The sequence below is a fragment of the Stenotrophomonas sp. STK17_22 genome, from assembly GCF_051983905.1.
GTDB classification, from domain to species: domain Bacteria; phylum Pseudomonadota; class Gammaproteobacteria; order Xanthomonadales; family Xanthomonadaceae; genus Stenotrophomonas; species Stenotrophomonas maltophilia_A.
On sequence record NZ_CP197010.1, the window covers coordinates 1,443,365 to 1,456,546 of the forward strand.

The window sequence follows — 13,182 nt, forward strand, 5'->3', positions numbered from 1 at the left end:
CTTCGTCTGGAAGGCGACGGTAGCGCAGCCGGGCAGGGGGCGCCAGTCAGCTCAGGGCACCACCAGGGCGCTGCGGCCCATCAGCTGGCTGCGCTGGGAAACGAAGTCGTTGTAGGCCTCGTTGGCCTCCCGGCCCAGCCCGCTGCCCAGGGTGGCGGTGGCCGAGGTGAAGGCCATCTGCGCGGCGAAGTCCTGCTTGCGCAGGGCCTTCTGTTCATCGGCGGCGGTGGCCTTCAGCCAGCGCGCATAGACCTCACGCAGCGGCGCGGCATGCGCCTCGAAGGCCGGCACCAGCGCCGGCAGGCTGGCCGGGGCCGGTTCCAGGCTGAACGCCGGGGCCACGTAGCCGGCCGGCTGCTCGCGCTTGAACGCACCGGGCTCGCCCATGCCTTCTTCCACGTAAGCGATGAAGTCCGGCGCGGTGAACACCTTGGCCACGATCTGGCCGCCGCTGGAATCGACGTGGGCGACCACCTTTTCCTTGGGGAACGGTTCGCGCACGCCGTAGGTCCAGGTCTTGTCGATGAACAGGTCGTGGCGCTTCTCGAACGGGCCTTCGAAGTCGACGCCGCCCAGCTCGATGCCGGCCTTGCCGGTGCCGAAGTTCTTCACCTTGCTCTCGTCGGTGACGTAGATCTCGCGGGCGATCACGTACTCGCTCAGGGTCGGGTTGATCAGGCCACCACGACCGTCGACGTAGACGATGAAGCGCACGTCGCCGAGCTTTTCGGTGTGCAGGCGATGTTCGCCGACGGCCAGCGAAATCGGGCGCGAGCCCTGTGCGGCCACCGGCAGGTCCTTGCCATCGATGCTCAGTGCCAGCGGCGTGTCGGTCGGGTTGTCGATCTGGAACTCGACCTTCGAGGGCGAACAGGCGGCCAGGGCCAGCGCGGCGGCGAACGGGAACAGCAGGGTCTTCATCGGCAATCGTCCTTGATACATGGAACGGGAAAGCAGGGGGTTCAGCAAAACCAGGGAGCCAGCTTCAGCTGGCCCACGGCGGGCTGTAGCGCACCTTCAGGGTGCGCACGGCCGGGTCGGCGCGCAGCGCCTCCATCAGCTTGGAATCGATGCGTACCGCGCTCTGCCCGGACACATCGAGCATGCCGGCGACGCCGCCGTGCGGCCCCTTCAGCAGCAGGTCCAGGCGCAGCGGCGTGCGGCCGGGGCGATGGCGGTCGAGCAGGGCGTCGATGCGCTCCCAGACCGGGCGCTGCTGGCGCAGGTCCAGGCGCAGCGAGAGCCGGGTGGCGTAGTTGGCGCAGACTTCGTCGAAGTCCCAGCACTGGCGGATGCGCAGCGCGAAGCCGCCGTTGAACTCGTCCTCGCGCAGGCCACCTTTGACCACCAGGATGCGGTCCTTGGTCATCAGGTGGCCGAACTCGGCCATCGCGTCGGAGAATGCGCTGCACTCGACGCGGCCGCGGCCATCCTCGAGCTGGATGAAGATCTGGCTCTCGCCCTTGCGGCGCACGCCGACCACCTGGCCGGCCAGCACGGTCTGTACTTCCGGGCGCCAGCGCTTCTCGCCGCCGCCGCCGCCACTGTTGGCGCTCCAGATCTTCTCCACCGAGCCCAGGTCGTTGCCGACCAGGTCGCGCACATCGTCGCGCCAGGGATCGAACGGGTGGCCGCTGAGGTAGAAGCCCAGCGTGTCGCGCTCGCCGTTCAGGCGCTGCAGCAGCGGCCATTCCTCGGCTTCAGGCAGATCCAGCTGGATCGTGGTCGCGCTCGGGTCGGGGCCGCCGAACAGCGAGTTCTGCCCGGACGCACGTTCGCGCGCCATCTGGTCGGTGGCCTTGATCACTTCCGGCAGCTGCAGCATCAGCGAGGCGCGGTTATGCCCGAGCTCATCCAGTGCGCCGCAGTTGATCATCGCTTCCAGCGTGCGCCGGTTGAGCTTGGCCGATCCGACGCGGGTGCAGAAGTCGAGCAGGTCCTTGTAGTCGCCACCCTTCAGGCGCTCGTCCACCACCGCTTCGCAGGCACCCTGGCCGACGCCCTTGATCGCGCCCAGACCGTACTGGATGGTGTCCGGGGTGACGGCTTCGAACATGAAGGCGGAGTGGTTCACCTTCGGCGGCAGCACGGTCAGGCCGAGGTTGCGCACTTCGTCCAGGAAGCCGACCACCTTCTCGGTGTTGTCCAGGTCCGAGGACAGCGTGGCCGCCATGAACTCGGCCGGGTAGTGGCGCTTCAGCCACGCGGTCTGGTAGCTGACCAGTGCATAGGCAGCGGCGTGCGACTTGTTGAAGCCGTAACCGGCGAACTTCTCCATCAGGTCGAAGATCGCGTCGGCCTTGGCTTCGTCCACACCGTCCTTGGCCGCACCTTCGCGGAAGATCTCGCGGTGCTTGGCCATTTCGGCCGGCACCTTCTTGCCCATCGCGCGGCGCAGCAGGTCGGCGCCGCCCAGCGAGTAGCCGCCGACGATCTGCGCCATCTGCATCACCTGCTCCTGGTACACCATGATGCCGTAGGTGTCCTTCAGGATCGCTTCGGTGCGCGGATCGGGATAGATGATTTCTTCCTGGCCGTGCTTACGCGCGTTGAACGAAGGAATCAGGTCCATCGGGCCGGGGCGGTACAGCGACACCAGCGCGATCAGGTCTTCGAAACGGTCGGGGCGCGCGTCCTTCAGCAGGCGGCGCATGCCCGAGGATTCGAACTGGAACACCGCGCCGGTATTGCCGTTGGCGAAGATGTCCTTGTAGGTGGGCGTGTCGTCCAGCGGGATCGCGGCGATGTCCACCGGCGGAATGCCGGCGCGCTCATGGCGCTTGTTGATCGCCTTCACCGCCCAGTCGATGATGGTCAGCGTGCGCAGGCCGAGGAAGTCGAACTTCACCAAGCCCACTTCTTCCACGTCGTTCTTGTCGAACTGGGTGACCGGGTTCTTGCCGAGTCCGTTCTCGTCGTGTTCGGCGTACAGCGGGCAGAACTCGCTAAGCGGCTCCGGCCCGATCACCACGCCACCGGCGTGCTTGCCGGCGTTGCGGGTCAGGTCTTCCAGCTGCAGCGCCAGGTCGATCAGGTCGCGGACATCGTCCTCGGTCTCGTAGCGCTGGATCAGTTCGGCCGAGGCCATTTCCGAGCTGGGACCTTCCTTGCCCTTGCCCAGCGCATCCTTCAGGTGGATGCCGAGGATGTTCGGGATCAGCTTGGAGACACCGTCGACCAGGCCGTACGGGAAACCGAGCACGCGGCCGGAGTCGCGCACCACCGCCTTGGCGGCCATGGTGCCGTAGGTGATGATCTGGCTGACGCGCTCGCGCCCGTACTTGCGCGCGACGTAGTCGATCACCTCGTCGCGGCGGTCCATGCAGAAGTCGATGTCGAAGTCGGGCATCGACACGCGTTCCGGATTGAGGAAGCGCTCGAACAGCAGGTTGTACGGCAGCGGGTCCAGATCGGTGATCTTCAGCGCCCAGGCCACCAGCGAACCGGCACCCGAACCGCGGCCGGGGCCGATCGGAATGCCCTGGTTCTTGCCCCACTGGATGAAGTCGGCCACGATCAGGAAGTAGCCCGGGAAGCCCATCTTGATGATGGTGTTGAGCTCGAACTCCAGGCGCTCGAAATACTCTTCGCGGGTCTTGCCCGGCGCCAGTGGATTCTTCTCCAGGCGCTCTTCCAGGCCATCGCGCGACATCTTCTGGATCCAGGTGTCCAGGGTCTCGTCGTCCGGCACCGGGTAGTTGGGCAGGAAGTAGGTGCCCAGCCGCATCTCGATGTTGCAGCGCTCGGCCAGCGCCAGCGTGTTGTCGATCGCATCGGGGATGTCGGCGAACAGCGCGCACATCTCCTCGGCCGACTTCAGGTACTGCTGGTCGCTGTATTCGCGCGGGCGCTTGGGGTCGTCCAGCACGCGGCCGGTGGAAATGCACACGCGCGCTTCGTGCGCGCTGAAATCCGTCGGCGACAGGAAGCGTACGTCGTTGCTGGCCACCACCGGCAGGCCACGCTGGCCGGCCGCCATCAGCGCGAACTGGTTGAAGGTTTCCTCGCCCTCGCGGCCGGTGCGGGTCAGCTCCAGGTGCAGGCCATCGCCGAACACGCGCTGCCAGTCGGCCAGCTGCTGCTCGGCCAGTTCATGCTTGCCGTCCAACGCCAGGCGCCCGGCCAGGCTCTGCCGGCCGGCCAGCGCGAACAGGTTGGCATTGCCGGCCTTCAACCAGTCCGGGTGCACGGCCACGCCGCCTTCCGGACGATGACCTTCCATCCAGGCGCGGGTCAGCAGCCGCGACAGGCTCAGGTAGCCTTCGCGATCGCGGCACAGCAGGGTCATCCGCCACGGGTCCTGGCCTTCCTCGGCGATCAGTACGTCGGCGCCCGCGATCGGCTTGATGCCCACGCCTTCGGCGGCCTTGTAGAACTTGACCAGGGCGAACAGGTTGTTGAGGTCGGTCACCGCCAGCGCGGGCAGGCCGAGCTCGACCGAGCGCGACAGCAGGTTGGCCTGCTTGGCCTTCTTCGGGTCCGCCTGGTCGGGCTTGGCCGGCACGCGGATGGTCGAGTCCGCCAGCGAGAACTCGGTGTGGACGTGGAGATGTACGAAGCGGGAGTTGGACATGCCGGACCAGGTTGGAGCGCGCGGGCCCCGGGTGCTGACGGAAGATCGTCGCCGGGGTCGGGATGCGCTGGAGTGCCCGGTCAGGGTAGCGAGGGCAGGGGGAAGCGACAAGGACTTGACGGTGCGCCGATTGCGCGAATGTCGCCGGGCATGGCCCGGCGCCAGCGGAGGCGTTCACATTGCCGTGAAAGCGCCGGACGATACCCGGCAGCCGTTGTTCAAGCGATGGCTGTGATCGCGGGGGCTGGCGCCGTTTCCAGGCACTCGCGCACCGGGGCGAAGCTGCGCCGGTGCTCCACGCAGGGGCCGTGCTCGCGCAGGGCGGCCAGGTGGGCCGGGGTGCCGTAGCCCTTGTGCTGCTCGAAGCCGTACTGCGGATGGCGGGCATGCACCTCCTGCATGTAGCGGTCGCGCGAGACCTTGGCCAGGATCGAGGCGGCCATGATCGCGCGGTCGATGCCATCGCCGCCGACCAGCGCCTGCGCCGGCAGTACCAGACCCTTGGGCACCACGTTGCCATCGATGCGCGCGAAGCCGGCCACGTGGGCGACCGCTGCGACCACGTCGCGCATGCCCTGCAGGGTGGCCTGGTAGATGTTCAGACGGTCGATGGTGTCCACGTCCACCAGCACCACATGCCAGGCCAGGGCGCGCTCGATGATGCGGTCATGCAGCTGCTCGCGGCGCGCCGCGGTCAGCTGCTTGGAATCGTCCAGGCCGTTGATGCGCGGCCGTGCCGGGTCGAACACCACGGCCGCCACCGCGACCGGCCCGGCCAGCGGGCCACGACCGGCTTCGTCGACGCCGGCGACCAGGCGCTCCGGCTCGACCACCGCCGCGCCATCGAACAGGGTCAGGCTGGCCGCTGCGGCGTGGCGGCGGCTCATGCCTGGGCCTGGTCGCGCATCAGCAGTTCGCCGACGGCGTCGGCGGCACGTGCCGACGCATTGCGGCGCAGGCGCTCATGCAGGCGGGCATAGGTGTCCTGCAGGTCGGTCACCCGCTGCGGGTGGTCGAACCATTGCTGGATGGCCGCAGCCAGCTTGTCCGGCGTGCAGTCATGCTGCATCAGCTCCGGTGCCAGGTCCTGGCCGGCCAGGATGTTGGGCAGGGCGAAGCGGTCGACCTTGATCAGGCCGAATGCCTTGACCAGACGGTAGGTCAGCTCGTTGACACGGTAGCCGACCACCATCGGCCGCTTCACCAGCATCGCCTCCAGGGTCGCGGTACCGGACGCCAGCACCACCACGTCAGCCGCGATCATGGCGTTGCGCGCCTGGCCGTCGAGCACATGCGAGTATGCGACCGGCAGCGCCGAGCGCGACAGCTGCTCTTCGATCAGCCGCTTGCATGCGGGGTTGGCGGCAGGCACCACCACGTGCAGGCCGGGGATGCGCTCGGAGACCTGCCAGGCGGCTTCGAAGAAGGGTTCACCGAGGCGCGAGATTTCGCCCAGGCGGCTGCCTGGCAACACTGCCAGCACCTTGGCCGACGTCGGCAGGCCAAGCGCGGCGCGCGCTTCCTCGCGGTTGCCCTGCAGGGGGATGTCATCGGCCATCGGATGGCCAACGAAGCGTGCGTCGATGCCGTGCTTGGCATAGATCGGGGGTTCCATCGGGAACAGGCACAGCACCAGGTCAGCGCTGCTGCCGATCTTCTCGGCGCGCTTCTCGCGCCAGGCCCAGACCGAGGGGCTCACGTAATGCACGGTGCGCACGCCGCGCTGCTTCAGCCAGCGTTCGATGCCCAGGTTGAAGTCGGGCGCGTCGATGCCGATGAACACGTCCGGTTGCCATTCCAGCGCACGCTGGCGGAACGCGGAACGCAGCTTGAGCAGGCGTGGCAGGTGGCGCAGTACTTCGGTCAGGCCCATCACCGCCAGCTCGCTGGCATCGTGCCAGGTCAGGCAGCCGGCGCTGCGCATGGCATCGCCACCGATGCCGGCGAATTCGGCATTCGGAAAGCGTGCCTTCAGCTCGCGCACCAGGCCCGCACCCAGCAGATCACCGGAGGCCTCACCGGCCACCAGTGCGATCCGCAATGGGCGCTCGCTGAGCACCCGCTGCGCGGGGACGCTGCCGGCCATCGAGGCCAGCGGAATCACGGCGGCGCCGGCCGGCGCCTGGCCGGTCGTGCTGCTCATCGCAGCAAGGGCCTCTCGGCGTGCTCGATGAAGTCCAGCATGGCCTTCACGTCATCGCTGTCGCGTGCCTGTTCGGTCAGCTGCACCTTGGCTTCGGCCAGTGGCAGGCCCGCCACGTACAGCGTGCGGTAGGCACGCTTGATGGCGGAAATGCGCTCGGTGTCGAAGCCGCGGCGTTTCAGGCCTTCGCTGTTGATGCCGCGCGGGCGGCCCAACGAATCGGTGCCGACCATGGTGAACGGCGGAACATCGCCATTGGTCAGGGCGCCCATGCCGAGGAAGGCATGCGCGCCGATCCGGCAGAACTGGTGGGCCCCGGCGAAGCCGCTGATGATCACGTAGTCACCCACGGTCACGTGGCCGGCCAGGGTGGTGTTGTTGGAGAACACGCAGAAGTTGCCGACATGGCAGTCATGCGCCACGTGCGTGTAGGCCAGCATCCAGTTGTCGTCGCCGATGGTGGTGATGCCGCCGCCGCCGCCGGTGCCACGGTTCAGCGTGACGAACTCGCGGAACACATTGCGGTCGCCGATCACCAGCTCGGTGCGCTCCCCTGCATACTTCTTGTCCTGCGGTTCGCCACCGACGGCTGCGTGGCCGATGAAGCGGTTGTCGCGGCCGATCTTCGTCGGGCCGTGGATGCTGCAGTGGGGGCCGATCACCGTGCCGGCACCGATTTCCACATCGGCCCCGATCAGGGTGAACGCGCCCACCTGGACGTCATCGGCCAGGCGCGCGGCCGGGTCGATGACGGCGGTCGGGTGGATCCGCGGTGCGTTGTCAGTCATTCCTGCCTCCAGTGGATCAGCCCTTGGCGCCGGCGCACATGACTTCGGCCGAGGCAACGACTTCACCGTTGACCTTGGCTTCGCCGTAGTACCAGCCCATGTTGCGGATCAGGCGCTTCATCTGCACATCCAGCATCAGCACGTCGCCGGGAACGACCTGCTTGTTGAAGCGGGCATTTTCCACCTTGACCATGTAGAACAGCTTGGACTGCGCATCGCGGCCGAGCGTCAGCTGGGTCATCACGCCACCGGCCTGCGCCAGCGCTTCGATGATCAGCACGCCGGGCATGATCGGGCGGCCCGGGAAGTGGCCCTGGAAGAACGGCTCGTTGATGCTGACGTTCTTCTGCGCAAGGATGCGCTTGGCGTCGATGTCGAGCTCAAGCACCCGGTCCACCAGCAGGAACGGGTAGCGGTGCGGGAGCAGTTCCTGGATCTGGCAGACGTCGATCGGAAGCTGCAGCGTGTCGTTCATTCTTTCTCCTTGCCAGCAGCCAGGACGCGGCGAGCCAATGCGTCCAGCTGCTTGAAGCGCGCGGCGTTCTTGCGCCACGTGCGGTTGTCGGTCAACGGGGTGCCGGACGAGTACTCGCCCGGCTCATGGATGGAATTGCGAACCACCGACTTGCCGGTGATCACGACCTTGTCGCAGATCTCGAGGTGGCCGACCACGCCAACGTGGCCGCCGAGCAGGCAGTAGCGGCCGATCTTGGCGCTGCCGGCGATGCCGGTGCAGCCGGCGATGGCCGAGTGCGCACCGATCTGCACGTTGTGCGCGATCTGCACCAGGTTGTCCAGGCGCACGTCTTCGTCCAGCACGGTGTCTTCCAGCGCACCACGGTCGACGCAGGTGTTGGCGCCGATCTCGCAGTCATCGCCGATGCGCACACCGCCGAGCTGCGGCACCTTGATCCACTTGCCGGCGTCCATGGCCAGGCCGAAGCCATCGGCGCCGAGCACGGCACCGGGATGCACACGAACCCGCTTGCCGAGCTTGACCCGGGTGACCAGGGTGACCCGCGCGATCAGTTCGCAGCCGTTGTCCAGGCTGCAGTCTTCGCCGATCACGCTGCCAGTGCCGATGATGCAGTTTTCGCCGACCACGCTGCGTGCGCCGACGGAGACGAACGGGCCGATATGCGCGCTGGCGGCGACCTGCGCGCTGGGATCGATGACGGCGCTGGGGTGGATGCCCGGCGGGCGCGTCGGCGCGATGTCGAACAGCGCGGCGATCTTGGCGAAGGTGGTGTACGGGTCGTTGGCCACGAGCGCGGCGCCGGGGGCGGCCTCGGCGTCGTCGGCACGCAGGACTACCAGCGAGGCCTGGCTGTCGGCCAGTTGGGCGCGGTAGCGCGGGTTGGCGAGGAAGGTCAGCTGGCCAGGACCGGCATGGGCGAGGGTGGCCACGCCATGGATGGCGGTGGCGGGGTCGCCGTGGACCTGCAGGCCGAACTGCTCGGCGAGTTGCTGGGCGGTGTAGGTGGGAGTATTCACGGCGGGAGTTTAACGTGTGACGGCATTGCGGTCATGCGGGGGCAGGGCTTGGCGCCTGCCTGGTACGGGCGGGAGGCGGCGGGTGGCCCTGGCCAGGACACGCAAAAGCCCCTCCATGGTGCTCGATGGCGCCATCCATGGCGCCAACGGTCCTGTCCAGGGCCACCCGCCGCCTCTGGACAATTTCCCGCGAGCGCGGCCAAAAGCCCGTGCCGTGGAGTGTCATCTGAAAAACGAAAACGCCGGGCAGAGCCCGGCGCTTCGCATCCCGTCTGGTGGAGAGCCCCCCTTCTGTTAAGGGGGGCGCGCCAGCGGCGCGGGGGATAGGTGAAATGCGCGGGCAATTCACCGGAGGTGGATCAGTTCTGAGGAACGACGTTCCTCAGAACTGGCCACCGAACGTGAATTGCAGACGTTCGATCTTGTCATCGTCTTCCTTCTTCAGCGGGAAGGCGTAGCTGATCGAGATCGGGCCGACCGGGGCGCGCCACAGCAGGGCCACACCGGTGGACACGCGCAGTTCGTTGGCCTTGAAGTTCTTGGTGCCGTTGTAGACGTTACCGAAGTCGACGAAGGCGGACACGCGTGCCGACGGGCTGTCGAACAGGCGCGGGAAGTAGGCTTCGACCGAACCGACGGTCTTCAGCGAACCACCCAGCGGCTGGCCTTCCGGGTAACCGTTGGTGACTTCGCGCGGGCCGAGGGTGTTGTCTTCGAAGCCGCGCACCGAGTTGGTACCGCCGGCGTAGAAGTTCTCGAAGAACGGCAGGCCGCTGGCGGTCACCGTACGGGTGGTGCCGTCCGGGTTGGTCAGCGTGCGGGTGTAGTCGTTGCCATAGGCATCGCCGTAGCCCACTTCGGCACGGGTGTTGATCACCAGCGACGGCATGATCGGCCAGTACTTGCTGATCTGGTAGTTCAGCTTGTAGTACTCGATGGTCGAACCCGGCAGCGTGGTTTCCAGGCCGATGCGCTGGTAGGTACCGCGGGTCGGCATGAAGTAGTCGTTGCGCGAGTCACGCGCCCAGCCCAGCTCGGTGCGCCAGGCATGGAACGTGCGCCTACCGACGGCGTTGATGTAGTCGATGATCGACTGCGGGGTCGAACCCTGGTAGGTGGTGATCTGGTTGCTGTCGATGCCGAACATCAGCGAGACGGTATCGGTCTCGGTGATCGGCACGCCGAACACCACCTGCGCCGAACCATTGGTGCTGTTGTACTGCGCGGTGTTGAAGTCGGAGTAGTCCAGTTCGCGCCAGGACAGGTTGTAGCCCAGCGACACGCCGTCATCGGTGAAGTACGGGTTGGTGTAGCTGAAGCCGTAGCGCTGCAGGTAGCTGCTGCGCGAGGCTTCGACCGACACGCGGTTGCCGCCGCCGAGGAAGTTGTTCTGCGACAGCTGCACCGAGGTGGTCATGCCGTAGGACTGCGAGTAGCCCAGGCCGAACACGAAGCTGCCGGACGTGGTTTCCTTGACGTTGTAGACGACGTCGACCTGGTCGTTGCTGCCGCTCACGGCCGGGGTTTCAACGTCCACCGACTCGAAGTAGCCCAGGCGCTGCAGGCGGATCTTGGAGCGGTCGATCGCGGCCTGCGAGTACCAGCTGTTCTCGAACTGGCGCATTTCGCGACGCATCACTTCGTCGGACGTACGCGTGTTGCCACGGAACAGGATGCGACGCACCGACACGCGCGGGCCGGGCACGACCTGCATGTTGATCGCCACGGTCTGCTCGGGGCGGTTGGTGGTCGGGATCGGGTTCACCTTGGCGAACGCGTAGCCGATGTTGGACAGCGAGTTGGTGATGGTGTCCGAGCTGAATTCCAGCAGCGCACGCGAGAACGTGTCGCCGGACTTCTGGATCACCATGCGCTCGACGTCCTCCTGCGGAAGGATCGTGTCGCCGCTGACCTTGATCTCGGAGATCTTGTACTGCGCACCTTCGGTCACGCCGGCGGTGAGGAACATGTCGCGCTTGTCGGGGCTGATCGACACCTGGGTCGAATCAATGCTGAAGTCGACATAGCCGCGGTCGAGGTACCAGGAATTGAGCTTTTCCAGGTCGCCGGACAGCTTTTCCTTGGAGTACTGGTCGTCACGGCGGTACCACGATGCCCAGTTGTGCTCCTTGGACTCCCAGGTCTCCAGGATGTCCTTGCTCTCGAACTTCTCGGTGCCGACCAGGTTGACGTGACGGATCTTGGCCGCCTTGCCTTCCTTGATGGCGATCGCGATGTCCACGCGGTTGCGGTCCAGCGGGCTCACCGTCGGGGTGATCTCGACGTTGTACTTGCCGCGGTCGTTGTACTGGCGGCGCAGTTCCTGGGTCACGCGGTCCAGGCTCAGGCGATCGAAGGTGCCGCCCTCGGTCAGGCCGATGTCGGACAGGCCCTTGAGCAGCTGCTCGGACTTGATGTCCTTGTTGCCGGTCACGGTCAGCTTGTTGATCGCCGGGCGTTCCTTGACGGTCACCACCAGGATGCTGCCCTGGCGGTCCAGCTGCACGTCTTCGAAGAAGCCGGTCTTGTACAGGGCGCGGATGGTCTCGCCGACCTTGTTGTCGGTGACCGTCTCGCCACGCTCCACCGGCAGGTAGGTGAATACCGTGCCCGAGCTGATGCGCTGCAGGCCATCCACGCGGATGTCGCTGACAGTGAAGGGCTCGGCTGCCTGGGCCAGGGCGGGAGCGCCGGTGACGGCGGCGAGGGCGAGGGCCAGCAGGCGGCGATTGGGGAGTCGCGTCATGTCACGTCCGGTAGGAAGGTCGATTTCATTGGTGCGGGATGCCGACGCTGTAGACGGCAACAACGTGGAAAAGTTCATCGCGGGACCAGGCCGAGGATGTCGTTGTAGAACGCCAACCCCATCAGCCCGGCCAGCAACGCCAGGCCGATGTACTGGCCGGCGGCGATGGCACGCTCGCTCAGCGGGCTGCCCTTGACCAACTCGATAAGGTAATACAGCAGGTGGCCGCCGTCCAAGATCGGGATCGGCAACAGGTTGATGATGCACAGGCTGAGTGACAGCAGGGCAAGGAACTGCAGGAACCAGTCCAGGCCGCGTTTGGCCGAGATGTTGGCTACCCGGGCGATGGTGACGGGCCCGGAAACGTTCTGCAGCGAGGCTTTGCCGGTGACAATGCGGCCCATCATTCCCAGCGAATCGGCCGCCAGGCGGCCGGTTTCGCGCACGGCTACGGTGACCGCGTCGAGCGGGCCATAGCGCAGCAGGGTGTCGTAGGGAGGGCTGAACGAGGTCGGGAACTGCACGCCGATCTGCCAGATCGGCTCGCCCTTTGAATCCTTGCCCTGGCGCGGGGTGACTTCCAGCGCCAGGCGCTCGCCGCCCCGCAGGACCTCGATCATGCCCGGGCCGCCGGCGCGGCCCAGCGTCTGGATCTCGCCGATGACCTGGTCGGCGCCGTCGATGCGCTGGCCGTCGATCGCTACGATCAGATCGCCCGGCTGCAGCTGCCCGGCCACCACGGAGTCCGCGGTGAGTGACTCGACCAGCGCCGGTTGCAGCCACGACTGCCAGTACAGGCCAGCCAGGATCGGCACGCGCCGTTCATCGAAGCCGGGGGGCAGCTGCGACAGCGGCAGGCTGCGCACGCGCACCTGGTCGGTCGGGTCCAGCACTTCCAGCTTCACGTCGCGGCGGTCCATCGCGGCGGCGGTCAGCGCCATGCTGGCCTCGCCGAGGGTGACCACCGGGCGCTCGTCCACGCGCAGCACGCGGTCGCCGCTGGTCAGGCCGGCGCTGGCGGCGATGCCGCTGACACGGCCGATGGTCGGCGAATAATCCTGCTTGCCGATCACGAACATCGCCCACAGCAGCAGGATGCACAGCAGCAGGTTGGCGATCGGTCCGGCGGCGACGATGGCGATGCGCTGCCAGACGGTCTTGTGGTTGAAGGCCTGGCCGCGCTCGTGCGGGTGCACTTCGACCTCGCGCTCGTCCAGGAACTTCACATAACCGCCCAGCGGGATGGCGGCGATGGCGAACTCGGTGCCGTTCCTGTCCCGGCGCGACCACAGCGGCCGGCCGAAGCCGACCGAGAAGCGCAGGATCTTGACCCCGCACAGGCGCCCGACCCAGTAATGCCCGAACTCGTGGAACGTGACCAGCAGCCCGAGGCTGACAATCATCCACCAGACCGATCCGATGAAGTCAGTCATGCAGG

9 protein-coding genes are annotated in these 13,182 nt (G+C 66.8%); all 9 read right to left on the reverse strand.

Going from position 1 to position 13,182, the window contains the following annotated elements; translation table 11 throughout:
• Positions 1-51 precede the first annotated feature (51 nt).
• Positions 52-921 (reverse strand): hypothetical protein, encoded by an 870-nt coding sequence (locus ACSYS9_RS06555; protein ID WP_071228449.1) that lies wholly within the window; start codon positions 919-921, stop codon positions 52-54.
• 64 nt (positions 922-985) lie between these two features.
• Positions 986-4,573, reverse strand: coding sequence for a DNA polymerase III subunit alpha (dnaE, locus tag ACSYS9_RS06560; protein ID WP_071228448.1), 3,588 nt, complete (start codon positions 4,571-4,573; stop codon positions 986-988).
• A gap of 218 nt (positions 4,574-4,791) precedes the next feature.
• Positions 4,792-5,460, reverse strand: coding sequence for a ribonuclease HII (locus ACSYS9_RS06565; RefSeq protein WP_049461544.1), 669 nt, complete (start codon positions 5,458-5,460; stop codon positions 4,792-4,794).
• Complete coding sequence (gene lpxB / locus ACSYS9_RS06570) at positions 5,457-6,659, reverse strand: lipid-A-disaccharide synthase (protein WP_100437555.1); 1,203 nt, start codon at positions 6,657-6,659, stop codon at positions 5,457-5,459. The genes ACSYS9_RS06565 and lpxB overlap by 4 nt, the downstream gene beginning before the upstream one ends.
• Positions 6,660-6,712: 53 nt before the next feature.
• On the reverse strand, positions 6,713-7,504 hold the full coding sequence (gene lpxA / locus ACSYS9_RS06575; RefSeq protein WP_071228447.1) for an acyl-ACP--UDP-N-acetylglucosamine O-acyltransferase: 792 nt from the start codon (positions 7,502-7,504) through the stop codon (positions 6,713-6,715).
• Positions 7,505-7,520: 16 nt separating this feature from the next.
• Positions 7,521-7,979, reverse strand: a complete 459-nt coding sequence (gene fabZ, locus ACSYS9_RS06580) for a 3-hydroxyacyl-ACP dehydratase FabZ (protein WP_005408737.1) — start codon at positions 7,977-7,979, stop codon at positions 7,521-7,523.
• The gene (lpxD, locus tag ACSYS9_RS06585; RefSeq protein WP_071228446.1) at positions 7,976-8,998 is read right to left on the reverse strand and encodes a UDP-3-O-(3-hydroxymyristoyl)glucosamine N-acyltransferase; all 1,023 of its coding nucleotides are present in this window, start codon (positions 8,996-8,998) and stop codon (positions 7,976-7,978) included. Before lpxD ends, fabZ begins: the two co-directional genes overlap by 4 nt.
• Positions 8,999-9,380: 382 nt before the next feature.
• Positions 9,381-11,744 carry an outer membrane protein assembly factor BamA gene (gene bamA / locus ACSYS9_RS06590; protein ID WP_049463624.1) on the reverse strand — a complete coding sequence of 788 codons (2,364 nt, stop codon included), beginning with the start codon at positions 11,742-11,744 and terminating at the stop codon, positions 9,381-9,383.
• Positions 11,745-11,818: 74 nt separating this feature from the next.
• A complete protein-coding gene (gene rseP, locus ACSYS9_RS06595) occupies positions 11,819-13,177 on the reverse strand; it encodes an RIP metalloprotease RseP (protein WP_071228445.1) in 1,359 nt (452 codons plus the stop codon).
• Between the last annotated feature and the right edge of the window lie 5 nt (positions 13,178-13,182).

Excerpts from the sequence above, each read along its gene's own strand:
- ACSYS9_RS06555 (WP_071228449.1), bottom strand. The coding sequence starts at position 921 with ATGAAGACCCTGCTGTTCCCGTTCGCCGCCGCGCTGGCCCTGGCCGCC.
- dnaE (WP_071228448.1), bottom strand. The coding sequence starts at position 4,573 with ATGTCCAACTCCCGCTTCGTACATCTCCACGTCCACACCGAGTTCTCG.
- ACSYS9_RS06565 (WP_049461544.1), bottom strand. The coding sequence starts at position 5,460 with ATGAGCCGCCGCCACGCCGCAGCGGCCAGCCTGACCCTGTTCGATGGC.
- lpxB (WP_100437555.1), bottom strand. The coding sequence starts at position 6,659 with ATGGCCGGCAGCGTCCCCGCGCAGCGGGTGCTCAGCGAGCGCCCATTG.
- lpxA (WP_071228447.1), bottom strand. The coding sequence starts at position 7,504 with ATGACTGACAACGCACCGCGGATCCACCCGACCGCCGTCATCGACCCG.
- fabZ (WP_005408737.1), bottom strand. The coding sequence starts at position 7,979 with ATGAACGACACGCTGCAGCTTCCGATCGACGTCTGCCAGATCCAGGAA.
- bamA (WP_049463624.1), bottom strand. The coding sequence starts at position 11,744 with ATGACGCGACTCCCCAATCGCCGCCTGCTGGCCCTCGCCCTCGCCGCC.
- rseP (WP_071228445.1), bottom strand. The coding sequence starts at position 13,177 with ATGACTGACTTCATCGGATCGGTCTGGTGGATGATTGTCAGCCTCGGG.